The sequence below is a fragment of the Bartonella sp. CL70QHWL genome (genome assembly GCF_042194855.1).
Classification (GTDB): Bacteria; Pseudomonadota; Alphaproteobacteria; order Rhizobiales; family Rhizobiaceae; genus Bartonella.
Genome location: NZ_JBHINJ010000001.1, coordinates 91,120 through 115,686 on the forward strand (window position 1 = coordinate 91,120; position 24,567 = coordinate 115,686).

Annotated in this window: 15 protein-coding genes and 1 tRNA gene; 7 read left to right on the forward strand and 9 right to left on the reverse strand. The window is 38.5% G+C overall.

Going from position 1 to position 24,567, the window contains the following annotated elements; all coding sequences use genetic code 11:
- Positions 1 to 27: 27 nt before the first annotated feature.
- Positions 28 to 414, forward strand: a complete 387-nt coding sequence (locus ACFIJZ_RS00335; protein ID WP_375630545.1) for a YbaN family protein — start codon at positions 28 to 30, stop codon at positions 412 to 414.
- Between the two features lie 1,561 nt (positions 415 to 1,975).
- Here ACFIJZ_RS00335 and pncB read toward each other — a convergent pair.
- The 5 genes from pncB to aroA all read right to left on the reverse strand — a co-directional run bounded on the left by pncB (position 1,976) and on the right by aroA (position 16,019).
- Positions 1,976 to 3,280 (reverse strand): nicotinate phosphoribosyltransferase, encoded by a 1,305-nt coding sequence (gene pncB, locus ACFIJZ_RS00340; RefSeq protein ID WP_273790248.1) that lies wholly within the window; start codon positions 3,278 to 3,280, stop codon positions 1,976 to 1,978.
- A 133-nt stretch (positions 3,281 to 3,413) separates the two neighbouring features.
- On the reverse strand, positions 3,414 to 11,984 hold the full coding sequence (locus ACFIJZ_RS00345) for a GH36-type glycosyl hydrolase domain-containing protein (RefSeq protein WP_375630547.1): 8,571 nt from the start codon (positions 11,982 to 11,984) through the stop codon (positions 3,414 to 3,416).
- Positions 11,985 to 12,212: 228 nt separating this feature from the next.
- Positions 12,213 to 13,913 (reverse strand): 30S ribosomal protein S1, encoded by a 1,701-nt coding sequence (gene rpsA, locus ACFIJZ_RS00350; RefSeq protein ID WP_026500132.1) that lies wholly within the window; start codon positions 13,911 to 13,913, stop codon positions 12,213 to 12,215.
- A gap of 133 nt (positions 13,914 to 14,046) precedes the next feature.
- Entirely contained in the window at positions 14,047 to 14,694 is a 648-nt protein-coding gene (gene cmk / locus ACFIJZ_RS00355) for a (d)CMP kinase (RefSeq protein ID WP_375617510.1), read from the reverse strand.
- Positions 14,691 to 16,019: a 3-phosphoshikimate 1-carboxyvinyltransferase gene (gene aroA, locus ACFIJZ_RS00360; RefSeq protein ID WP_273790245.1), complete on the reverse strand. Its 1,329-nt coding sequence runs from the start codon at positions 16,017 to 16,019 to the stop codon at positions 14,691 to 14,693. Before aroA ends, cmk begins: the two co-directional genes overlap by 4 nt.
- 187 nt (positions 16,020 to 16,206) lie before the next feature.
- On the opposite strand from aroA, the gene ACFIJZ_RS00365 reads away from it, so the two are divergent.
- Both ACFIJZ_RS00365 and ACFIJZ_RS00370 read left to right on the forward strand, forming a co-directional pair.
- Positions 16,207 to 16,587: a TIGR02300 family protein gene (locus ACFIJZ_RS00365; RefSeq protein WP_273790244.1), complete on the forward strand. Its 381-nt coding sequence runs from the start codon at positions 16,207 to 16,209 to the stop codon at positions 16,585 to 16,587.
- Positions 16,588 to 16,704: 117 nt separating this feature from the next.
- Positions 16,705 to 16,780, forward strand: a tRNA-Ala gene (locus ACFIJZ_RS00370).
- A 1,478-nt stretch (positions 16,781 to 18,258) separates the two neighbouring features.
- Here ACFIJZ_RS00370 and ACFIJZ_RS00375 read toward each other — a convergent pair.
- The 3 genes from ACFIJZ_RS00375 to ACFIJZ_RS00385 form a co-directional block, all read right to left on the reverse strand.
- Positions 18,259 to 18,381 carry a hypothetical protein gene (locus tag ACFIJZ_RS00375; protein ID WP_375630550.1) on the reverse strand — a complete coding sequence of 41 codons (123 nt, stop codon included), beginning with the start codon at positions 18,379 to 18,381 and terminating at the stop codon, positions 18,259 to 18,261.
- A complete protein-coding gene (locus ACFIJZ_RS00380) occupies positions 18,372 to 18,959 on the reverse strand; it encodes a hypothetical protein (RefSeq protein ID WP_273790243.1) in 588 nt (195 codons plus the stop codon). The genes ACFIJZ_RS00375 and ACFIJZ_RS00380 overlap by 10 nt, the downstream gene beginning before the upstream one ends.
- Before the next feature lie 111 nt (positions 18,960 to 19,070).
- On the reverse strand, positions 19,071 to 20,252 hold the full coding sequence (locus ACFIJZ_RS00385) for a DNA recombination protein RmuC (protein ID WP_273790242.1): 1,182 nt from the start codon (positions 20,250 to 20,252) through the stop codon (positions 19,071 to 19,073).
- 96 nt (positions 20,253 to 20,348) lie between these two features.
- On the opposite strand from ACFIJZ_RS00385, the gene def reads away from it, so the two are divergent.
- Genes def through truA form a run of 3 tightly spaced genes read left to right on the forward strand, consistent with a single transcriptional unit; the run spans position 20,349 to position 22,559 of the window.
- A complete protein-coding gene (gene def, locus ACFIJZ_RS00390; RefSeq protein WP_375630727.1) occupies positions 20,349 to 20,885 on the forward strand; it encodes a peptide deformylase in 537 nt (178 codons plus the stop codon).
- Complete coding sequence (gene fmt / locus ACFIJZ_RS00395) at positions 20,885 to 21,814, forward strand: methionyl-tRNA formyltransferase (RefSeq protein WP_375630553.1); 930 nt, start codon at positions 20,885 to 20,887, stop codon at positions 21,812 to 21,814. The genes def and fmt overlap by 1 nt, the downstream gene beginning before the upstream one ends.
- A 1-nt stretch (position 21,815) precedes the next feature.
- On the forward strand, positions 21,816 to 22,559 hold the full coding sequence (gene truA / locus ACFIJZ_RS00400) for a tRNA pseudouridine(38-40) synthase TruA (protein WP_375630555.1): 744 nt from the start codon (positions 21,816 to 21,818) through the stop codon (positions 22,557 to 22,559).
- A 32-nt stretch (positions 22,560 to 22,591) separates the two neighbouring features.
- On the opposite strand, the gene ACFIJZ_RS00405 is transcribed toward truA, so the two are convergent.
- Positions 22,592 to 23,455 carry an LOG family protein gene (locus tag ACFIJZ_RS00405; RefSeq protein WP_375630557.1) on the reverse strand — a complete coding sequence of 288 codons (864 nt, stop codon included), beginning with the start codon at positions 23,453 to 23,455 and terminating at the stop codon, positions 22,592 to 22,594.
- A gap of 106 nt (positions 23,456 to 23,561) precedes the next feature.
- Between ACFIJZ_RS00405 and dapD the strand changes: the two genes are divergently transcribed.
- Complete coding sequence (gene dapD / locus ACFIJZ_RS00410; protein ID WP_375630559.1) at positions 23,562 to 24,410, forward strand: 2,3,4,5-tetrahydropyridine-2,6-dicarboxylate N-succinyltransferase; 849 nt, start codon at positions 23,562 to 23,564, stop codon at positions 24,408 to 24,410.
- Positions 24,411 to 24,567: the final 157 nt, after the last annotated feature.

Below are 24,567 nucleotides of genomic sequence, written 5' to 3' on the forward strand. Positions count from 1 at the left end.
TTGCGTAGAGGAAAATAGTACGAGAGAATGAAAAAAGATTCGAAGATATCGCACCCTTTACGTATCTGCTATTATATAGCAGGGTGGGCGATGGTTATATTAGGTATTATCGGTGTCGTATTACCTATTATGCCAACGGTGCCTTTTTTATTGGTTGCCTCATGGTGTTTTACGCGTTCTTCTCCACATTTTCATCAATGGTTGAATAATCATCGTATTTTTGGTCCCCCTATTAAGCGATGGGAAGAAAAAAAAGCAATCTCTCCATTCGTTAAAGTTTTTGCAATGATGAGTATGACAGGAGGATTTTTATCCTTTTTCGTAATGCTACACCCTCCTTTATGGATTTCCTTACTTGTTGCGGTTATATTATTGCTGATTGCCATTTATATTGTAACACGTCCATCTTCTTAATGATAAAAAAGGCTTTATGAGATACTCTTTTTAGCTTCGACTTATTTGTAAAAACTATGAGGACTTTTAAGTTTTGAATATAAGCTCTCCATATCCAAAATACATATGAAATAGCAAGCTTTTTGAGCGCAATTAATTAATAATATGTTTGTGAAATAATTTTTATGAACAAAGAAGATTGTTTACGAATACTCAAAATGTTCTCACTTGGTAAACAATGATAAATCACATTCATGGAAGAGAGTCATTATTTTTGTAAAGCATGTTTGTATGAATCTCTATATATACATCATTGAAAAGTCATTGATATGATAGACATTTCGTTTGTTTTCATATCTCTTAATGAGGATATAATACAAAGCTTACTAAATACCCTCATTTTTATACTTATACAGTTAAGAAGCCGGTCTATTATATCAATCTTTAAGGTTACATCTGTTCTTAACTTAAGAATAATTCATAAGAAACAACAGAATTTTTCAAATGGTTTATACATACACGCATTCTTATTATAATATGCGAATAAATAATTTCTCTGTCTTGATATAAAGCTTATTCGAAATAAAAATATTATTGCATTCTCTGTTTTTTAATGAAGTCATGCCCCTCACGTAAAACAAAAGGTCTCCCAAATCATGTTATTTACACATTTATTTTAATGAAACATTTCTCAACGCTTTACTCATTTCATAATAGCAGACCATACATGGATAAAGTAAAATCTCCTGTAAAGTGTATAAAATCTATTTGAGCACCATCATCCTTGCCTTGCAAAATGCATACCGATAGTCACCATGCTATTTATCATCCTCCAATGTTGCCTTAGTAATTTCTAATGTTGCAATTGTAGCTTGTCATCTGGTTTTGTATATTTTGACACTAGATTTTGTACCAATTTATTTTTTTCAAAGAGTTTTAAAGGTGTTCTCAAAGGGTTTTGAAAGCCTTTTCTCATTTTTACTATGGAAACGCACTTTTTTCTGATTTTCGGTAATTTTTGTAATTTTAGGTGTCAAAATCTATTTTGATAAAACGCGCATTTAATGGTAAAAATTGTACATAAAACAACAAATTACCACGTATTCCTACTTAATCCCGCCTCTTTCCACTTAGTATAAAACCTACTGTCAAACTACAACAATAACTCTTAAAACTTGAAAACCTTCATATATGCAAGGGGATTAGTGTGCTTGATTTAACAGGATTGAAATGAGAAAAACTTATGATACTCGCGCACGCTCATTCAACATGCAAAATGATAGTATCTTGTTATGCTGTATAACACTGTTATTTATGACAAATGATATAAGGAAGCCTCCTTGGCTAAACTTCCCTAGCGCGTTAAGTATTTTTTTAATGCGTAGTGAATATTTTTAAGTCTTATCTATCGCGCCTTATGTAAGTGAAGCGTATGCGTTGATAGACTAAGTAGAATCTGCTCAAAAAACAGCCGAACTATTTCAGACCAGCAAAGGTTAAGAATCCTCATCCTTAGGGCAGAACAAAAATCAATCTTATAAACAATATGTTGAGGCAATATACTTGTTTAAAGAGCCGAAAACTACGTCTTTATAGGTCTAGCAATTCGCTTTGTATTACCAAAAAAATTGATATAACGTTGTACTTCTTTTGAATCACCGATCGTTTTTTCAGGATTATCTGAAAGTTTCACGGCTGGTCGACCATTGGCATAGGTCACCTTACAAACAAGGGAAAGAGCATCAAGAGTTTCGATTTCCTGAGGTGCACAGCCTGTAAAGTCATTGGTAAGATCCGTGCCCCACCCAAAACTCATGCGCACTTTACCATGGAAATGATGATAGGTTTTTTCAATTGTATTGACATCAAGAGCATCAGAAAAAATTAGAAGTTTTTTGCATGGATCTTTTCCTTTTTCTTTCCACCATTGAATAATACGTTCGCCACCTTCAATAGGGGGCGCACTATCGGGTCTGAAACCCGTCCAATCAGCTACCCAATCTGGTGCATTGCGTAAAAATGCTTCTGTACCAAAGGTATCAGGTAAAACAATGAGAAGATTTCCACCATAATAACGGTTCCAATCTTGCAAGACTTGATACGGAGCTCTGCGTAATTCATCATCGTTATTGCTGAGAGCCGCAATAACCATGGGCAATTCGTGTGCATTGGTTCCAAGAGCTTCTAAATCCGTATCCATGGCAAGAAGAACATTAGAAGTTCCAGTAAAAGAATTACCAATCCCTTCTTTTAATGCTTCCACACACCAGCGCTGCCATAAAAAAGAATGGCGGCGCCTTGTCCCAAAGTCAGATATTTTAATATCAGGCAATTTTTTGAGACGTTCAACTTTACTCCACATTTTTGCTTTAGCACGCGCATAAAGTACATCAAGAGCAAAACGATCTAGTTTTTTGAGAGCAGCACGTGAACGTAATTCACTTATAATAGCAAGGGCTGGAATTTCCCACATAGAGCTATGAGCCCACGAACCATAAAAATGAAGAATATACTGGCCATCTTTACGGGTTAGTTCATATTCTGGGAGTTGAAAATTCTCAAGCCACTGAAGAAAATCCGGTTCAAAAATTTGTTTGCGTCCATAAAATGTATTACCAGCAAGCCAAATCATTTCTTTTTTTGTAAAGTGCAAACTAAGAGCATGATCAAGTTGAGCACGTAATTCACTCTCATCAATATCATCGGCAAGACGTATTGTTTTAGAGCGATTTATGAGGGAAAAAGTAACATCAACATTAGGATATAACCCCCAAATCATCTGCACCATAAGAAGCTTATAAAAATCCGTATCGAGAAGTGAACGAATAATGGGATCAAGTTTCCAAGTATGATTGTAAACACGTCTAGCAATATCCGGATGATTCATAACCTTTTTCTTTCAGTTTCATAAAATCTAAAATATTATGCACCAACACGGCTAATATAGGCGGTGCAATATAACAACTCTACAGTTTTGGGCAAGAATAAAAAAGTCTGCTCTCTTTTTTCATCTTTCATCTTTAATATTTGACAATACGTATAATTTCATGCTGACCTGTTTTTTGTAACTTTATCCCTGTATGAAATTCGGTATATTCTTTGCTATTAACATAGAGCATATTTTTAGGTCCCCATTTTACTTTAATGCTATAAACGGCATCATAAAACTTCATTGTTGCTTCATATTTTGGCCAAATAGAGGGTAAATGTGGCTGCAAAAACAAGAGGTCTCCCTGACGCTGTATTCCAAGAATAGCTTGTGTTGCGGCGCGATAAAACCAACCGGCTGAACCTGTATACCAAGTCCAACCGCCTTGACCACATCGTGGTTCAACAGCATAAATATCTGCGGCCATCACATAAGGTTCAACACGATAAATTTCAGGATCTTGTCCGTGGGTAATTGGGTTTATCATAGAAAATAAAGCATAAGCTTTATCGTTTTGTTCCATTTCAGCCAACGCAAAAATACTCCAAATGGCACCATGCGTGTATTGACCACCATTTTCTCGAATTCCTGGAGGATAACCTTTTATGTAACCAGGCTCGAGCGTACTTTTATCAAAAGGCGGCCAAAAAAGGCGAATGAGTCCACCTTTTTTATCATAGAGATGTTCCAGCATTGATGTCATTGCTTGTTTTTGGCGTTCAAGCGATGCCATTTGAGAAATGACAGCCCAAGATTGAGCAATGGTATCAATTTGACATTCATCATTGACTTTAGAGCCCAGAGGCGTTCCATCATCAAAATAACCACGTCGATACCAAGCACCATCCCAACCATTTTTCTCTAGGGATTTTGTTAAATGTTCAAGGTACGTACTCCATATTTGCATATGGCTATTGTCACCACGTTTTTTGGCTAAAGAGATAAATGCTTGTAATGTGTGCCCAAGAAACCATCCTAACCAAATGCTTTCGCCTTTTCCTTCCACACCGACCAAATTCATGCCATCATTCCAATCCCCACCTAAAATAAGAGGGAGACCATGTGGTCCGCAGCGTTTAATGGCAAGGTCTAAAGCTAAAGCACAATGTTCATAAACTGTTGCAACCTTTGAGGATTGGGTGGGTTGAAAATAAGCATCCTGTTGCCCACTTTTGAGAACATCACCTTCAATAAAAGGAATCAGCGTATCAAGAAAGGCATTATCGCCAGTGGTATTGACATAAAGAGCTGTTGCATATGCAAGCCAAACGATATCATCAGAAATGTATGTACGAACACCAGCATTTGTGTCAGGCAACCACCAATGTTGCACATCACCTTCAAGAAATTGGTGCGCTGCTGCATTTAACAATTGTTCACGTGCTAATTGTGGTTCCAGCAATAACAAAGACAGGCTATCTTGTAACTGGTCACGAAAACCAAATGCACCACTAGCTTGGTAAAAGCCTGCGCGTGCCATGATGCGGCATGAGTAGATTTGATAAGGAAGCCAATGGTTGACCATAAGATTAAAAGAAGCGTCAGGTGTTTTGACTTGGAGAGGAGAAACAAAATCACTCCATTGCTGTTTTTGTTTTGTGAGCTGAATCTCAAAATCACTTGCACGTACTTGATTAAGTAATTTTTCAGCTTCTTGCCTATTTTCAGTACTGCCAAGATAGAAGATGATTTCTTTTGTTTGCCCTGGTTGAAGATCAATATCATAGGCGAATGCTGAACAAGGATCACATCCTGCTTCAATGGTATTCGAAAGAGCACCGGCTTTACGGATCGCATTTGGACGTGTTACGGTTCCCGTTGCACCAATAAATTCAGCGCGATTGGTTGTAGTGCTGGTTGGCATTTCGGATGCTGATAAAAATGTAACTTGTTGAGATTTCTCGATGTGATAGGGATTTTGAATAAAATGTGCACCCCATCTGGCCTCATAAGAGGAAACAATAAAGGGGGCATATTTTGTACGGACATTTCCCAAAACCCATTCAACATAATTATAAAGGCGTAAACTGCGTAGTTTTTTCCCTTCATTCGTAAGGATAAGACGTGAAAAGCGAATAGGTTTTTCGGGATCAAGTGTATGAGTCAGTTCTAATGCGATTTCTGAATGTGTTGATTTAAAAGTTGAGAATCCAAACCCATGACAAGCCTCATAGACAATATTTTCGTCACATTCAACAGTAGAAACGGGTGAGAAACGTTTTAAAGACTGGCGATCAACCAGATAAAGAGCTTCTCCTGGCCGGTTAGACGTTGGATCATTCGCCCAAGGAGTTAGTTGATAATCGCGGCTATTGTTAGCCCAAGTAAAAATTGCACCTTCAGCAGAGACATGAAAACCAAATCTGTGATTAGCAATGACATTAATCCACGGATGTGGTGTGGTGGTACGTCCATGAAGACGTATTACATAATGATTGTGCTGATTAAAACCACCGTAACCATTCCAATATCTTAGATCTTCTCCATTTGGGAGAAAAGAGGATGGTTTTTGTTGGCTAATAAGACCAATGGAAGAAAAAAGATTTTGTTCAGTTTGCGTTGTAAATTGCTTTCCTTCGTTATATCTTGGCAAGTCTAATTGATCATAAGATTCTTGATAATTTTTATGAATTGTGAGATTAAAATCATTCTCATCAAGTCGTTTAAGTTGTTCAGATAAAGAGCCATTTTGGGCATCAAGAACGATGCGTGCTGATGCAAGAAGCGTTTTAAAACTCTGTTCACTCATTTGATCGCGTCGAAGCATGAAAATATGTTGGCGTTCATCTGCTTTTTGCGTGTGGTGATAATAAGTTTCACAGACCCACTCGAGAGCGCGTTGTGTACTTTGTATATAAGAAAATGTTTGTTCATTAAGAATGACCAAATCAACAATGAGTCCGCGCATACACCAATATTCGTGTGCTTTAAGGAGCTCGCGCAGTACGGTTATATTTCCCTCGTTATTTAATCTAAGAAGACAGAGTGGATTGTCTCCTGAGATAGACATGGGCCAAAGATCAGACTGTTTTCCTAGCGTTTTTGCTAATATTTCAGAAGGAAGACGCCACGTTCTTTCTGGATAGATAAGCGGTGTTGCATATTTTTGATAGATAATAGCTTCTTTAAGCTGGGTTCCGCTCTGATACAGTGCGACTTGTGAGCGCGTCCATGCCATTGAAAGTTCTTTTTGAAACATATCAGGTTGTCGATAATGTTTAATATGATTATTTAGCGCTTCTTTTGTATGAGCAGCAAAGGTCCAAAAAATAAGTTCTGCTTTTTCATGGGCTGAAATTTTTATACGGCATCGCAATGACATAACAGGATCAAGAACACAACCTTGACTGTTACTGAAACGAGCATTTTGGTCAAATGCAGCGGGCCGATGAATGGATCGCCCCCGACCAATAAACAGAGAGCGATCTGTTTCAGCTTCTGTCTCTTGGAGAATATCTGTTGTACTAGAAACAAAATGGGCAACATAGACTTCAGGATCACTAGGCGAGCGTTTGCGCCTTTTGGCAAAAATTGTTTTACCTTCTTCAGCAATTTCTGTCTCTATAAACATACGGGAAAAAACAGGATGAACTTGGTCTGTATCCATCGTGGCAAGCGCTAATTCACCATAAGAAGTCACTTCAATGAATCGGTCTTTATTTGTCGTATTCATCAATTGAATACGTCTCCCTTCGCCACATCCTTCAGATGTAATAAGACATTCAAGTGTTGATTTAATACCATCAACCATTTTTGTATATTCAGCCTTTTCATCTGTAAAAATGCTGACAGCTTCTTCTTCAATAACACGTGTTGGCTCACCAGTAACAGACCACCACCGTCCACTATGCGTGTCACGCAAGAAGAATAAAGTACCTTGTTGATCTTCTGTTGCATCAGGAATAAAGCGCGTAATCGCATAATCGTGCCAACGGCTGTAACCAGAACCATTCGCTGTTAACATGGTAGAATAAAAGCCATTAGACAAAAGTAAAGTCGCTCGTGGTTTGAGTAACGGGTTTGTAATAATGCGCAAAGGGGCTGCATCAAATGCTTGAGACTTATTGCGCATACGATTAACAGCTTTGGTATGAATAATAGGAATGAGATGAGGCGCTCTTTCCTGTAAGAGCAATTGTGTTGCCTCAATAACGGGATCACGGTGAAAACGATCACGCATTCGCCCTTGAAAAATAACATTGTTAAGAGCAAGGATAGACATGCCATGATGGTGCGCATAATAATTGCGTACAACGGCGTATTTTTCCCCTGTTTTCACGCGTGAAGGGGTAAAATCAACAGAGTCATAATAACCATATGTTCCTAAAGCTCCAAGATCACGAAGTCGTTTTAAATTAGCGACAGCGCAAGCAGGAGCATATTGTGCCGCTAGAAGGCTGGCATAGGGAGCAATGACAGCATTGCGTGAAAGACCACGTTGGAGTCCGAGGTTTGGAACACCAAAATGAGCGTATTGGTAATTCATTAAATGATCGCGAGCATTAAATGCGGCTTCTGAAATACCCCATGGCAATTCCCGTTTATGGGCATATTGTATTTGACAACGAATAATCAATCGATTTGTTTGATCTAAGAGAGACCCTAAAGGTTCATGCATTACGAGAGATGGCATAAGATATTCGAACATTGATCCAGACCATGATAGGAGTGCACCTTTCCCACCTATGGGTACGAGAAGTCGACCAAGACGAAACCAATGTTTAAGTTTTATATCTCCTTTTGCGATGGCAAAAAAGCTTGCAAGACGTGCTTCTGAAGCAAGCAGGTCATAACAATTTTCATCGAGTTTGTTTTCTTGAACACGATATCCAATGGATAAGAGATGCCGTTTAGGCTGTTCTAAAAAGTCAAATTTCATATCAAAGGCTATTTGCCGTGCCACTATAGCCAGCCTGTTTAGTTTTTTACGTAATTTTTCAGTATCACAATGAGCAGTCGCATCATTATGATGAGCGTTACAGGTGTCGATAAGGCATTTAGCCCAAGAAAGCGCACGAGCAGATTCTATCGTTTGAATTTTGTGGTCAAGTTCACCGACTAAGTGCACAATATCGTGGGCTGCAAGTGAAAGATCTATGACGTGAGAAGGGATCGTATTTTCTTGTTCTATAAAAGTGAAGACAGAATCATGAAAACGAGTGATGTTTTCTTCGATTTTTTGGCGTAAAGAGCGTAAACTGGGTTGATGATCTGGAATTTCTCTGACAGTTTCTTCAAGAATAGCAAGAACATCCGATAAGCCTTCTCGATCACTTTGAAAAAAAAGAGGCGGTTTTTCAGCCCATTCACTTAACGCAGAAGAAAGTGTTACCAAATGACCGGCAAGATTTCCCGAATCAACGGTTGATACATAAGTAGGCAAAAGAGGCCTAAGTGTATCCGTTTCATACCAATTATAGAGATGACCACGGAACTTTTCCATTTTTGTAAGAGAGCGTAATGTACATTCAATACGGGTGATGGTCTCTTCAAAACCAATCCAGCCAAAATCACGTGCTGCAATAATAGAAAGGAGATAAACGCCAATATTCGTAGGCGATGTACGTTGAGCAACAAGAGGTTCAGGATCTTCTTGAAAATTATCGGGAGGCAAATAGTTGTTTTGTTCGTTGACAAAGGTTGCATAATAAAGCCATGTCCGCCGTGCAATAGAGCGGAGTTTTTTTTCATCTTTTGAAGAAAGATAAAGGCTATCTTGAAAGGTTGAAGGTTGACTCACAATCCAAGCAATAAAGGGTGAAAAAAACCATGCTATCCCAAAAGGTAAAGCAACCAAACTTGCAAAACTATCAGAAAAAAGAGGGAGCGCTATAGTAAGAACACCGATAAGCGATGCTGGTGCCATTGTAAAAACATAGAAACGCAAACTATTGGGCATTGATTTTGTTGCGGCAGAAGTTTTCCATTCAAGAAGATGCTGTTTTGAAATCGTCATACGATAGAGTGTACGAATAATCGCATCGGTCATAAAATACGCCGAATGAGCAAGAAACGTCGTTTTAAGAAATATATCAGCGCTTGTAAGAGCAATTTTGTTCCCAATTAATTGAAAATGTCCACGCAAAGAATGATCTATATTAGATGAGACAAACGTTTTTAATACACATAGAATGGGTGAAATGAAGGAGCTAAACAACAAGAATATTTGCCAGACGATTGCACTCTTTAAAGACAAAAAAGCCCATCCTGCAAATGCTGCGATTAACCACATAAGTGGAGTGAGAGAACGACGTAAATTATCCTGCATTTTCCAACGCGTCACGAAACTTATTTGACGGTGGGAAAAAAGATAAGGCAAAAGCTGCCAATCACCGCGGACCCAACGATGATAACGCATAACATCAATATTGTAAGCGGTTGGATAGTCTTCAATGACTTCTATGCTACTTACCAGAGCAGTACGAGCATAACCTCCCTCTAAGAGATCATGGCTAAGAATAGTATTTTCTTTAATTTTGCCATCAAGCGCTTGTTCAAATGCATCAATATTATAAAGACCTTTACCGATAAAGGTGCCTTCTCCTAAAAGATCTTGATAAGTATCAGAAACAGCAAAAACATAAGGATCAATGCCACGGTTGATAGAAAAAACCCGTTGGAGAATTGATGTTTTTTTTCCTGTTGTAAGAGAAGGAATAATGCGTGGTTGTAAAATGCTATAGCCCTTTACAACCTTTCCACTTTGTGGATCAAAAACGGGATGATTGAGTGGATGGTTAAGCTTTCCAACAAGTTTCGCGACGCTCTCTGGAGTAAGACGTGTATCACAATCCAGCGTCATAACAAAACGGCAATCCATAGGAAGATGTGGATTGGGAGGATAAAAGCTTGTATTTTTATCGCCTCTTAAGAGCCGATTAAGTTCATGAAGTTTTCCTCGCTTTCGTTCCCATCCCATCCAACATTTTTCGCTTGCATTATAAAGGCGTCGGCGATGTAAAAGGAAAAAAAGCGGAAGTTCATCACGATGATAACGACTATTGAGTTTATCAATACTCTTTTGCGCATAGTGCAATAAATCAAGATCATCTTGCGTTTCTCTCAATGGAGCATCCACCCAATCTGTAATGAGCGCAAAATGAATGGCACCTTTAGGATTGGAAAGATAGTGCACTTCAAGATTGCGCACTTGTTCATCAACATTAGCGCGTGATGTCATCAAAGTAGGTACAACAACCATTGTCCGTGCATGTTTTGGAATACCTTCTTTATATTCATAACCAATGAGTTGTTTTGATGGGACAAACCACGAAACAACAGTGTTAAATAAAGCAAAAGAAGCATCAATAGCAGGAAAAAGCGCCAATACAGTAAAGCAAAAAGACATCCATTGTGTCATGCCAGATATTTGTAAAAGGGCGTAAATTACCAGCAAAAGAGAAAGCGTCAGAAAAGAGACAGGAATGGCGATGACTCTCAATTTTGAGCAACAGGAAGCGCGTGTCCATTTTATGAGAAAGGGCGGAATATATCCACAAGCCTTTTCAAATATGCCACGACCATCATCAACAAGGTACCACCCCACACAAGAATGATGAGGCATATCCTTAGAAGTGGAATTTGCCATTTCTACAACTTTATGTGCAATTTCCAGCTCACTAAGAGGCGAAAAGCGTGAAATTTTTTCAATGACTTGTCGATAAATATTGCGTGAGTGAGCATCAATTTCAGAAAAATCACTATTTTTACGCAAAATAGAATCGACACAACTCACTGTTTCAAACCATGCTATCCAATCAACATCATCTATAGCTTTAAGAGCACGGATAATATTTCCCATGGTCACACCATCTGCTGCTTGTCGGGTATGTTCATCAGCTGTTGCAATCTCTAAGCTACTGCCTTGGCTTTTCAATTGCTTTTCAAGCCAAGTTAATGCTACGGTTGAATCGACAGATGCACTGCGCAGGCGATAGAATAAATGTGCTGAAAAAGTTGGATCAACAGTAAATGGTTTATACTGCGTAAAAAGAGAGTGTAGATTTGTTTTATTTTCTACAAGAGAAATTTTATCAGCTACTTGACTAGCAAGATGGCGCATATGTCGCGCTTTTTCGATACGTACTGAAAGACGACGGACATTTTCAATGAGCAGCATTTGCATAACTGAAGGAAGAGCCCACAATTCACCAATTGTGAGCGCACAAATTTCTTGAAATCCGTTGGTCATAGCAGTGAGTGTTTCTTGTGAAAAGCTGCTATCGGTATGCGCAATATAAAGCCAAGTTAAAGCAAAAATTCGTGGTATTCCCGCTTTGTGTGTAGAAAGAGGAAGTTGCTTTATGAAGGACTTGGGTAGATTACGACGTAGCTTTTGTATGGTTTTATCAATGGTGTAATGATTATCAATGAGCCATTGAGCAGAAGGTGCGATGGTTTCATCATTTCGGGCAGCAAAATCACTGGTATGAAAGGCATGAAGAATAAGTTTAGCATTTTCATTCAATCTCTTGCGAAAATCTTCTACTCCTTCATATTCAGGGAGTAAAATTTCTTTACCAGAAGCTATATCATGCCCTAAGTTATAAAGATCTTCCTGTACCTTATAAATTGCACGAAGAGGAAAATCCGTATTAATAAAATGGTCTTTTTTCTCTTTTTGAGAAAAAAAGCACTTTATGAAAGGTCTTATGCACGTCATAATGTCCCATTGTTATTCAATTACATCGTTTTTTATTTAAATTTTAAGCATTTTATCTGAATAGTGAACCGTTGTTAGACAAAAAACAAACTTTTTGTTTTTATTTGCAAGCATTTATAATTTTTGTTTCAATAATTTAAAAATAAGCAGACAATTTCTTTAGAAAATAAAAAGGTCACTCCTAAAATGAGTGACCTTAATAATAACACTAACTTTAATGATTGATGATTAATCTTGTTCTTGTTTTTTCAAAGCTGCACCAAGAATATCACCAAGAGAAGCACCTGAATCTGTAGAACCATATTGTGCAACAGCTTCTTTTTCCTCTGCAATTTCTAAAGCTTTAATCGATACTGAAATTTTACGTGTTTTTTTATCAAATGCTGTGATGCGAGCATCAACCTTTTGCCCAATTGCGAAACGCTCAGGACGTTGCTCATCACGATCACGCGCGAGATCAGCACGCCGAATGGTTGTCTCAAGGTTGTGATCAATCAATTTCACACCAATGTCATTGTCGTTAACAGCAATCACTTCGCATGTTACAACAGCACCTTTTCGCAATTCGCCAGAAGCAGCTGCTTCTCCAACTTTATCGCTGGAAAGCTGCTTAATTCCAAGAGAAATGCGCTCTTTTTCAATGTCAACATCAAGGACCACAGCCTTAACGATATCGCCTTTATTATAAGTATCAATAACTTGTTCACCAGGACGGTTCCAATCAAGATCAGACAAATGAACCATACCGTCAACATCGCCTTCAAGCCCAATAAACAGACCAAATTCTGTTTTATTTTTAACCTCTCCTTCAATTTGCGAATTGACAGGAAATTTATTGGCAAAAGCTTCCCATGGATTTTCAAATGTTTGCTTTAAGCCAAGAGAAATACGCCGTTTAGAAGGATCAATCTCAAGAACAACCACTTCTACTTCTTGTGATGTAGACAGAATTTTTCCAGGATGAACATTTTTCTTTGTCCAGCTCATTTCAGAAACATGGATCAGCCCTTCGATTCCTGGTTCAATTTCAACAAAACCACCGTAATCAGTAATGTTGGTAACAGCACCCGTAATTTTTTTACCAATCGGATACCGGACACTGATGCTTTCCCAAGGATCACTTTCAAGCTGTTTCATTCCAAGAGAAATACGGTGCGTGTCTTGATTAATGCGAATAATCTGAACTTTAATCGTTTGGCCAATTGTGAGCACCTCAGATGGGTGATTAACACGCCGCCATGCCATATCTGTAACGTGCAAGAGACCATCAATCCCACCAAGATCAACAAAGGCACCATAATCTGTAATATTTTTCACCACACCTTCAACGATTTGGTTTTCTTCAAGATTTTGTACGATTTCTGAACGTTGCTCAGCGCGACTTTCTTCTAAGACAGTGCGACGTGAAACCACAATATTGCCACGACGACGATCCATCTTCAAAATTTCAAAGGACTGTGAATTATGCATGAGGGGTGAAACATCACGAATGGGACGAATATCAACTTGGCTGCGAGGCAAGAAAGCAACGGCACCATCAAGATCGACTGTAAAACCACCTTTTACTTGGCTAAAGATCACTCCATCAACGCGTGCACCAGCATTGAATTTTTCCTCCAAACGGACCCAACTTTCTTCGCGCCGTGCTTTTTCACGCGATAAAACAGCTTCACCCATCGCATTTTCAATGCGTTCAATGTAAACCTCAACTTCATCGCCAACTTGCAAAGAACCATCTTTTGCTTTAGCTCCAAATTCTTTGAGAGGAATACGTCCTTCGACTTTAAGACCAGCATCAATAATGGCCATGTCTTTTTCGATTGCAATAACACGACCTTTAACAACAGATCCTTCATTAAGATCATTAGTTTGAAAAGATTCTGTTAAAAGGGCTTCAAAATCCGCTGTTGTGGGATTGTATTGTGACATAAGAACTCCTAATATATACCTTGTATTATAAGGTATGAGCGCTGGGTTAGTGTTAACATAAGCAACTTCTTAGCCTTTTTCCTTGAATAAAGGAAAAAAAGTTAGCGCTAGGCTGGAAGTTACCTTAACGAATTTATCCAATTATATGCATTTTTATGATTGGATCAATAAAACTGCATGCAACTTCAAATGTTGCTTCTATACTCAATTCTGACGTATCAAGCAAGTGGGCGTTTTTTGCTGGTTTTAATGGACTTTGTTTGCGCGTTATATCGCGACTGTCGCGCTGTTCAAGTTGAGCTAGGATTTCATGATAATTTGCTTGAACACCTTTTTTTAAAATCTCTTGGTAGCGACGTTTGGCGCGTGTTTGGACATTGGCTAGAATATAAAACTTGATATCGGCATCAGGACAAACAATAGTTCCGATATCACGCCCATCAAGCACACAGCCGGGCAAAACTTTAGCAAAGTTGCGTTGTTTTTCGACAAGAATTTTGCGTACAGCAGGATTAATTGCTATTTTTGAAGCCGCTTCACCAAGTTCATGAGAAGAAAGAAGAGAAGGATTTAAGGTATTAAAATCAAGTTCTTTAGCATAAATAATAGCATTTTTTTCATCATTAAGAGCTAAATTTTGTTGTAAAAGCGTATGAGCAACACTACGATAAGTAAGACCAGTATCGAGATGGCGAAGGCGATAATGTGCAGCAATTTTGCGTGCTAAGGTTCCTTTGCCTGAGGCTGCAGGTCCATCAATGGCGATAACAAAAGGCTTCAAGCGATTTTTCCCCCAAGTTGTTTTATAAAAGGAATAAATTCTGGAAAGCTCGTAGCGATCATTCGTTTATCATCAATAGTAACAGGTTTTTCTGATACAAGCCCAAAAATGAGAAAACACATAGCAATTCGATGATCAAGATGTGTGGAGACATGTCCACCACCCAAACCTTTGGCAGAACCTTTTCCATAAACAATAAGAAAATCTTGACCTTCTTCACAGTCTACGCAATTAATTTCGAGTCCTTGAGCAACAGCAGACAGTCGATCTGATTCTTTTACACGCAACTCTTCAATTCCTAGCATTACTGTTTTGCCTTCTGCAAAGGCTGCTGCTACTGCCAAAGCAGGATATTCATCTATCATCGATGGAGCACGTTCTTTGGGCACCGTAACGCCTCTAAGGACCGATGATTTTATCCGTAGATCAGCAACATCCTCTCCACCTGTTTGACGTCGGTTCAAAAATTCAATTTGAGCACCCATTTCCCACAATGTTTCGATAAGTCCTATTCGAGAGTTATTTATCAAAACATTTTCAATGGTGATATCAGAGTCTTCTACAAGAAGGGCTGCGATAATTGGAAAAGCAGCAGAAGAAGGATCCCCCGGAATATGAATCGTTTGCCCAGTAAGATGGGGTTGACCATTAAGGTGAATCAAACGCGCACCTTCGTTATCTTTTTCTATTTCAAGTTGCGCACCGAATGCTTTTAACATTTTTTCCGTATGATCTCGTGTCAGAACTGGTTCAATAACAGTTGTAATGCCGGCGGTATTGAGTCCAGCAAGCAGGATTGCTGATTTAATTTGGGAGGAAGCTATTGGAACACGGTAACGAATCGGATTAGCCATTTTCGGACCATAAAGCGTTAAAGGAAGATGATCGTCGCGCGTTGCCTCAATTTCAACCCCCATGAGACGCAGTGGATCAAGGATACGTCCCATTGGACGTTTAGAGAGAGAAGCATCACCAATAAAGGTTGTTTTCATATGATACGGACCAACCATTCCCATAACCAAACGAGCACCTGTTCCAGCGTTTCCAAAGTCTAAAGGTTTTTGTGCAGCTAAAAGGCAACCATTCCCTGTTCCTCGTATGATCCAGAAGTCATCTTTTTTAATAATACAGGCACCCATAGCTTGCATAGCAGCAGCTGTATTGAGTACATCAGCGCTTTCAAGTAATCCATGAATATATGTCTCACCACTTGCTAATCCTCCCAATATAAGAGAGCGGTGAGAGATTGATTTATCTCCTGGTATTTGAATTTTTCCAGAGAGACTACTCGATTTATAGGTGGTTATAGGGATTGCTTTTTGCATGGAAATTCTATTTAATTCTATCTAACTTTTATGAAATTGTGCATCCTTTAGCACATGCTTTAAAAGACGTCATGAAAAAATCACTGTGGAACAGTGTATTTATCTTTGACAAAGGTATTATTTTTCGATTAAGCACCATAAAATTTATCTTTTAATGGAATAATAGTTAATCAAAGAGGCACGGTTTATGGCAAAACAAGAACTTGGAACTAAACGTGTTGATCCAGAAACAGGAAAAAAATTTTACGATCTAAATCGCGATCCTATTGTGTCGCCCTATACAGGAATTTCTTATCCGCGTTCTTACTTTGAAGTTGCAGCAGCTGAAGCAAACAATGAGGAAGAAGTTGATACTGAAGAGCTTGATACAGCACTTGAAAAATCTGCTTTTATGCTTCTTGAAGAGGATGATGAGGATTCTAAAGATGACGATCTTCCTGATTTAGAAGATAGTGATGTAGATCTTGGTGATGATGATGATACATTTTTATCTCATGATGGTGACGATGAAGATGATGACGTTACTAATATTCTCGGAGGCGGTGTTTCTAATGATGACGATGCTTAAGAGAAATAAAAAAGGACATCTTTTCCATTGAATGTAAATTCTTCTTGATCTTCAACTTTGATCGTTCTAGAAAAGTTGGAATTGTATACTGTCCTTTTGGAAAAATTTGTTTTTATAGGGGCTATAGCTCAGCTGGGAGAGCGCTTGCATGGCATGCAAGAGGTCAGCGGTTCGATCCCGCTTAGCTCCACCAAAAGGACAAACTGTTCTATCAAGGGAATCAATTATAATAAAGGATGTGTACATCAATTTAAAAGGTTTATTTGCTATTTAATCATAATTCCAATAGCGCTTGTTCCTTGCATTTTAATGATATTATAATACGTTTTTAATCATTTGTTGGATTATAAAATTTTACTGTTGCAACCGTGAAAGTAGATAATTCTTTTATGTTTTGCACAGAAATAGAAAATGTGCTGTTTAACCTACGCCTTGTCTTCAAGGACAAAATTTGAATTTCCTTTACCACAATATTTCCACAAAATCATAATATGTTGGCTACCGATATCTTTTTAAAAGGTATGAAGTACTTAAACAAAGAGTAGAGAATAAAATATTAAAATATACTTCTCAATTATTGAAAATTAGAGCTTTTTTCGAGTATTTTTAGCCTGATCAGATGTCCTGCCAAAAAAATTACTCACTTTGATTAGCATCTACCTGCTCAATACTAAGGTATATTAACGCTTAAATAATATATTGAATCAATTATTTTTTTCCTTGCGCATCACAAAAAAGGTTGAGGTGTGAGAGCAAAGTAGCGCCATCATTATTGTGCTAATTCCCAATGTTGGCGATAATTCTTACATTTTAGAATGTTCATAAAAAACATTTTTAGTCTTTTCTTTCACAGTTTTTATCCACATGCCAATTGCGCTTGTTATGTGCAAGCCAATGGATTTATTGATTCAACCTCAAGAGATCTGAAACGATAAAACCCTACGTCATTCGAAATTCTTACTTTAATATGAATAACGATATATTATCTTTATAAATCAATATGCTTAAACAATTAAGAAAAAGAATAAAAATGCTTCTCATAAATATTCTCAAATGCAAAAGCTATCACAACATTGGAGACTGACTTGTTACTTCATAGGCGCTACAAATCTTTCTCTGAATACTCCCTACCCTGAATATTCATTGTGTGTAAAGTTGCATATACCTTATCATCCTATAAACGATAGTGTTTTTACAATACAATAAGATAACGTCTTTCAATTAAAATGGACTGGATGGACGAGTATGTTTTATTTCATACAATACTAAATATACTTAGTTCTTTTGAGGACTGTAGCGCCCTCTTTATACAAAACAACGTTTTTTCGTTTAATGCATTTCTCGTTTTTTTATATTGAATATTTCACCCTTTTTATGATGCCCGAATTGCATTTGTTTTAATTGCTATTTTATACGCTTAACAAAGAAAATATTCATATAATAATCAGCCAGTAATACGCATAATGAAAATAAAAAATGATATTATATTTTAAAATTTTTCTTCAATAACCTCTAGTACTTAGCCCAATGCGAAATGCCAGCGCTAAATAGAAGATAGTTTCCATTGTAAATTTTTTAAACAAAGGAGGTAAAAATGTCGAGAGTATCTTCAAATATATTGTGTATTGCAAAAGCTTTCTGTTGCTTGAGTTTATTCTAAAAAATAACAATTTATTTCATTGAATGATCAGAAAAACGAGACAGCCTTGTCGTATCATAAAAAATTTTTCCCTCAAATGATTTTACCACATCAATTCCCTGATTGAGATTTTCAAAAATCTTCCCTAATGCCATCCACATCTTTTTAATTGCTGTTCATAGAGCCTCGATATCCTTGCCATGCGCTGTGCTGCCTGTGAGAGTGCCGTAGTGGCATGCCCGCCACTACGCGCATAAGCACCATGTCCCATATGATAATTTAAGTAAAGGCTATATGCATCATCAAATCTCACCCCATTGCGTTGAACACTTTGGCGATGATACCAAGCAACAAAATCAGCAGCATCTGCGAAATTCGTACGCCATGCAAAAGACTTTCCTGTCGAGCGAAGATACATTGCCCATGTACTGTCAAGCGCTTGAGCATAACCATAAGCTGTCGACCGACGCTTCCATGGGATAAAACCAAGTAGTTTTTTGCGTGGAGGACGTGCATTGTGACGAAAGCTCGATTCCATCTTAATGGTTGCAAGAATGATAGGCATAGGAATTCCATAGCGCATTTCCGCTCTTTGAGACACTTTACCCCAATTGTCAAAAAAACCATTTTTTTGTGCCAAAATAGCACAAGCATTATTTGTGTGGATGGGAGTGGTTGTTGCACATCCCTCTAGCAAAAACACCAGTGCCCCTAAAAACAAAAGGTGTCGCATATTCCTATTCCTCTCGTTTAAGAAATAAAACAAGATAGAGATACTAAAAAATGATTACCAATCAATAAAGAACATGATCTAACTTGTGATATTTAAGAAGCTTGCTTTGCTTTATTCCTCATCAGCAAAACGCAATGTTTGCGACTGAGCTAATGTTGTCATTTTTGTTGGTTCAGAGTAATTTTCTTTTAATTCAACAGTTTCAATGCGATTTGCCCGTTTCATAATTTTGGAGGACGATATCAAAATTCCCTCTATATCTTCACCTGCTTTGTGAAAGTGCTTCTGTAATGCGCGAACACGCATATCCATTCGTCCAAAATCTTCCATCAATTTTGCTACTTCTGATTGAATTAAATGCGCTTGTTCACGCATCCGCGCATCTTTCATAATGGTTTGTACCACTTGGACAGAGAGCATCAACAAAGATGGTGAAACAATAATCACATGAGCTCTATTGGATTTTTGTACCAATGCCTCAAAGTCCTCATAAATTGTTGCAAAAATCGATTCAGATGGCACGAAAAGGAAAGCAGTGTCATGAGTTTCTCCAGGAATCAAATATTTTTGTGCAATATCACGAATATGGACTTCCATATTGGTACGAAATTGGCGTTCTGCCTCTTGACGCTCTTGCGCTGATTCTGCCTTACGCATAGCATTCCAAGCCTCCAGAGGGAATTTAGCATCAACAACAAGAGAAGGGGCTTTATTGGGCATATGAATGAGACAATCTGGGCGCTTTCCATTAGAAAGAACGGCCTGAAAAGCATAAGCGTTTGTTGGTAAGGCATCGGCAATAATAGCTTCCATCCGCCCCTGACCGAAAGTACCACGTGTCTGCTTATTGCTTAAAATAGACTGTAACTGAACAACTTGTCCCGTAAGCGATTGAATATTATTTTGTGCCGCATCAATCACTGCTAAACGCTCTTGCAAACGATTCAAATTTTCATAAGTGGATTTAGTCTGTACCTGAAGTGTTTGGCCTAAGCTTGTTGTCATCCCATTGAGTTGCTCACTGAGTGATTTATTCAATTCAGCCTGCCGTTGACCAAAAATTTCCGCCATCGTTTGCATTCGCCCTTGCATTTCAGCTTGTGTTTTCAGCAAGGTAGCCATCTGCATTTGTGCCTCACGTGCGCGTTCAGCAATTTCATTTTCCAAAAATGCTTTTTTTCGATGAGAATGTATCAACATAAAAAATGCCAAACAGACAAGTATAAATAAAAGCAAAAGCACTAGTTTAGAAAAAAAATCACCAGCGAGTATGGAAAAAAACGAATCAAACATAAATTGTAATATAACGCTCTTATTGTAAAAAAACGCAAGAATCCGTTATTCAATATTGACCAATAACAAACCATTGATTAATCTCTACTTATGCCTATGCCAATGAGATCTTTAATTACTTTACCTGATCCGATTTTACGGGAAGTGTCCAAACCTGTTGAGCAGGTCGATTCATCTCTCCAAAAACTTGCAGATGACATGTTGGAAACCATGTATAATGCTAAGGGCGTTGGTCTTGCTGCTATTCAAATTGGTATACCGCTACGTATGTTGGTTATAGATGTCTCTGGAAATTCTGAAGATGAGCAGAAAAAACCACTTGTTATTATCAACCCTGAAATTTTATGGCTTTCAGATGAGCGTAATATTTACAAAGAAGGTTGTCTTTCTATTCCTGATTATTTTGCAGAGGTTGAACGTCCTAAACGCCTTCGTGTTCGCTATCAGAACCGTAAAGGAAAACAAACAGAAATTGAAGCAGACGATCTCTTAGCAACTTGCTTGCAGCATGAAATTGATCATTTAGATGGGCGCCTTTTTATTGATTACATTTCAAAGATCAAACGCGATATGGTGATACGAAAATTTAAAAAACGCGCAAAAGAAAAAAACATGCAGGAAGCAGTTTTGTAATGGCTTTACGATTAAGTTTTATGGGAACACCAGATTTTTCTGTTCCTATTTTACATGCTTTACTGGATGCAGGTCATGATGTTGTTGCTGTTTATAGTCAACCCCCTCGCCCAGCAGGACGTCGAGGGCTTAAATTAATCCCCTCCGCTGTTCACACCGTAGCAAAAGAGAAATCTATACCCATCTTTACACCTCAAACACTTAAAACAATCGAACAACAGGAGCAATTTGCAGCACTTTCTGTTGATGCTGCTATTGTGGTGGCTTATGGACTCCTTTTACCCAAAGCTATTCTCGAAACGCCGCGTTTTGGTTGTTTTAATGCCCACGCTTCACTCTTACCACGTTGGCGTGGTGCTGCGCCTATTCAACGAGCAATTATGGCTGGTGATAAAGAAACAGGTATCATGATCATGAAAATGGATGAAGGACTTGATACGGGGCCTATCGCTCTTTCTCGCTCCATCCCCATTACGGATAACACCACCACTGCTGAGCTTTCAAACAGACTTTCACATATTGGCGCAGAACTTATGGTAGAGACTTTATCCACTCTTGAAAAAGGACGACTTAAACTGACCCCACAATCAGAAGAAGGCATCACCTATGCCGCCAAAATTAGAAAAGAAGAAACCCGCATTGATTGGACAAAACCAGCAGAGTTTATTCATAGGCATATTCGCGCGCTCTCTCCCTCTCCTAGTTGCTGGTGCAATATGAATATCGGTGGACGAGAAGAACGTGTAAAAATTCTTGATAGTCGTTTAACAACAGGTCCTTCTCTTGAAATTGGACGGATAGAACCAGATTCTTTGATTATCCATTGTGGGCAAGGACGGATAGAAATAACCTCTCTCCAAAGATCTGGCGGTAAAATTCTTGATAGCGCAACCTTTTTGCGAGGTGCTCATATTTCTGCTGTTTTTTAAGATGCCACGTTTTAAACTCACTCTTGAATATGATGGTTCAAATTATGCTGGTTGGCAGCGTCAAGCAAAACTTCACACGATACAAGGAGCTCTTGAACAAGCGATTTTTTGCTTTAGTGGACAACAATTGACCATAACAACAGCAGGACGAACGGATGCGGGCGTACACGCTACCGGACAAGTTGCGCATGTTGATTTTGAAAAAAACTGGCTCTCCCATACTGTGCGAGATGCGCTCAATGCTCTTTTACGTAAACAGGGAGAGGCGATTTCAATCTTAAATGTAGAAAATGTCCCTGATGACTTTGATGCACGATTTTCCGCAACCAAACGCCATTATCTTTTCAAAATCCTCAATCGTCGCTCTCCACCAGCTTTAAATGCCAAACGCGTGTGGTGGTTGCCAAAGCCTCTTAATGCTGACGCCATGCATGAAGCTGCGCAAAAACTTGTAGGACAACATGATTTTACAACTTTCCGTTCAGCACATTGCCAAGCCAAAAGCCCTATTCGCACCCTTGAACGCCTCGATATTCAAAGAGAAGGTGAAGAAATTTTTCTTTATGCACAAGCTCGTTCTTTTCTTCATCATCAAATCCGTTCATTCGCAGGAAGCCTCATGGAAGTGGGTATTGGACGTTGGACAGCTCAAGATCTCGAAGCAGCTCTTCATGCTAAAGATCGTAAACGTTGTGGTGTTGTTGCCCCCCCCTCAGGACTTTATTTAACCAAAGTAGAGTATTAATGATCCTTCAAGAGTGAGCGTCTCAAAAGTCGTTAAGGCAGTTTATAAAAAGAACGAATTTCTTCAAAAGCTTCTGCTGCTGTATTAACAAATTTCACAAAATTAACATCAGTAGGAGAGATTGTACCTTGTGCAGACAGATACTCAAAATTGATAGTATTGCTCCAAAATTCTTTGCCAAACAATAAAATTGGTACCTGTTTCATACGCCCTGTCTGTACTAAAGTTAACGTCTCAAACAGTTCATCCAGAGTCCCAAATCCTCCAGGGAAAATGGCTAGGGCTTTCGCTCGTACTAAAAAATGCATTTTGCGCATCCCCAAATAGTGGAAATTAAAACACAAATGCGGTGACACATACGAATTAGGCTCTTGCTCATGTGGTAAAATAATATTCAAGCCAATCGTTGGGGCACCAACATCACAAGCACCACGATTTCCCGCCTCCATGATTCCTGGTCCGCCTCCCGTAACAACCACAAATTCACGATATTCTGTCGTAGCAGAATAAAGTGAGCACAAACGCGCAAACTCTCTTGCTTCATCGTAATAATGTGACATAGCATGCAAATTTTTCTTTTGTATTTCATTTTTTGCAGCCCACGCTGCTTGCCCAGGTTCAGGAATACGCGCACCACCAAACAAAACAACTGTTGATTGAATATCATATTCTTTAAGGGTTATTTCCGGCTTTAAAAATTCAAGACTAATACGTTGTGAGCGCAGCTCTGGACGCATCATAAAATCTTGATCGGTATAGGCTAAACGATAAGTAGACGAACGCATTTGTGCTGAATTAGAAACTTTATGTATTTGTTGTAGAGCATCCTTCGCATGGAGAAGTGGTGCCCAGTTTTCTTGCTCTGCTTTTCTTTTTTCTTTACAGCTTTTTTTCATACACCTGTCCTACTTCCTCATCGTTTTATTGACTGAACACATTTCTTCGCGTAGTTCATAGAGAATAAATCTTGAAGCTTTCAACTTGTTTAACGGAACTCTCGTCATGACCCATATCACACAACTTGAAATTATTATCGAACAAGCTTTTGATGATCGCGATTCTATCGATACTACCACAAAAGGCGAAATACGTGAGAGTGTTGAACATGCATTGAACCTTCTTGATAAAGGTGAAATCCGTGTTGCAGAACGACACAAAAATGGACAATGGCATGTTCATCAATGGTTGAAAAAAGCGGTTTTACTCTCTTTTCGGCTTAATCCTATGCAAATTATTACTGGTGGAATCAATGGGACACATTGGTGGGATAAAGTTCCTTCAAAATTCTCTGGTTGGCAAGAGGCAGATTTTAAAAGTGCTGATTTCCGTTCCGTTCCTGGAGCCATTGTACGTCATTCTGCTTACATTGCACCCAACGTTATATTGATGCCTTCCTTTGTCAATCTTGGTGCTTTTATCGATGAGGGCACAATGGTTGATACATGGACCACCGTTGGTTCTTGTGCACAAATTGGTAAACATGTCCATCTTTCTGGCGGTGTTGGTATTGGAGGTGTTTTGGAACCACTGCAAGCAAATCCAACAATCATTGAAGATCATTGCTTTATCGGTGCTCGCTCTGAAATTGTTGAAGGCTGTATTATCCGTGAAGGTGCTGTTTTGGGAATGGGAGTCTTTATTGGAAAATCAACAAAGATTATTGATCGTACAACAGGTGAAATTTTTATTGGTGAAGTACCAGCCTATTCAGTGGTTGTACCAGGTTCTCTCCCTGGAAAACCTTTACCAAATGGTGAAGCAGGACCTAGCCTTTATTGTGCTGTTATTGTAAAACGTGTTGATCAAAAAACACGAGAAAAAACATCCATTAATGATCTTTTACGTTCTTAGACACAAGATTAATGCATAATAATATTTCATCGTTTTTTAACTTGAATAATAACCTCGAATACAAGGATTCTCTCATTTCAAATCCTTTCATAGTGAATCAATCACTATCATTTCCTGCTCGTCTCATAAACACTGTTGGTGTATGGGTAAGAAGCAC

What these genes read in the sequence shown, in the direction of transcription:
- dapD (WP_375630559.1), top strand. Translation starts at nt 23,562, where the DNA reads ATGACCCATATCACACAACTTGAAATTATTATCGAACAAGCTTTTGAT.
- ACFIJZ_RS00405 (WP_375630557.1), bottom strand. Translation starts at nt 23,455, where the DNA reads ATGAAAAAAAGCTGTAAAGAAAAAAGAAAAGCAGAGCAAGAAAACTGG.
- ACFIJZ_RS00375 (WP_375630550.1), bottom strand. Translation starts at nt 18,381, where the DNA reads ATGGCATTAGGGAAGATTTTTGAAAATCTCAATCAGGGAATTGATGTG.
- pncB (WP_273790248.1), bottom strand. Translation starts at nt 3,280, where the DNA reads ATGAATCATCCGGATATTGCTAGACGTGTTTACAATCATACTTGGAAA.
- ACFIJZ_RS00380 (WP_273790243.1), bottom strand. Translation starts at nt 18,959, where the DNA reads ATGCGACACCTTTTGTTTTTAGGGGCACTGGTGTTTTTGCTAGAGGGA.
- ACFIJZ_RS00385 (WP_273790242.1), bottom strand. Translation starts at nt 20,252, where the DNA reads ATGTTTGATTCGTTTTTTTCCATACTCGCTGGTGATTTTTTTTCTAAA.
- ACFIJZ_RS00335 (WP_375630545.1), top strand. Translation starts at nt 28, where the DNA reads ATGAAAAAAGATTCGAAGATATCGCACCCTTTACGTATCTGCTATTAT.
- aroA (WP_273790245.1), bottom strand. Translation starts at nt 16,019, where the DNA reads ATGCAAAAAGCAATCCCTATAACCACCTATAAATCGAGTAGTCTCTCT.
- def (WP_375630727.1), top strand. Translation starts at nt 20,349, where the DNA reads ATGCCAATGAGATCTTTAATTACTTTACCTGATCCGATTTTACGGGAA.
- truA (WP_375630555.1), top strand. Translation starts at nt 21,816, where the DNA reads ATGCCACGTTTTAAACTCACTCTTGAATATGATGGTTCAAATTATGCT.
- rpsA (WP_026500132.1), bottom strand. Translation starts at nt 13,913, where the DNA reads ATGTCACAATACAATCCCACAACAGCGGATTTTGAAGCCCTTTTAACA.
- ACFIJZ_RS00345 (WP_375630547.1), bottom strand. Translation starts at nt 11,984, where the DNA reads ATGACGTGCATAAGACCTTTCATAAAGTGCTTTTTTTCTCAAAAAGAG.
- ACFIJZ_RS00365 (WP_273790244.1), top strand. Translation starts at nt 16,207, where the DNA reads ATGGCAAAACAAGAACTTGGAACTAAACGTGTTGATCCAGAAACAGGA.
- fmt (WP_375630553.1), top strand. Translation starts at nt 20,885, where the DNA reads ATGGCTTTACGATTAAGTTTTATGGGAACACCAGATTTTTCTGTTCCT.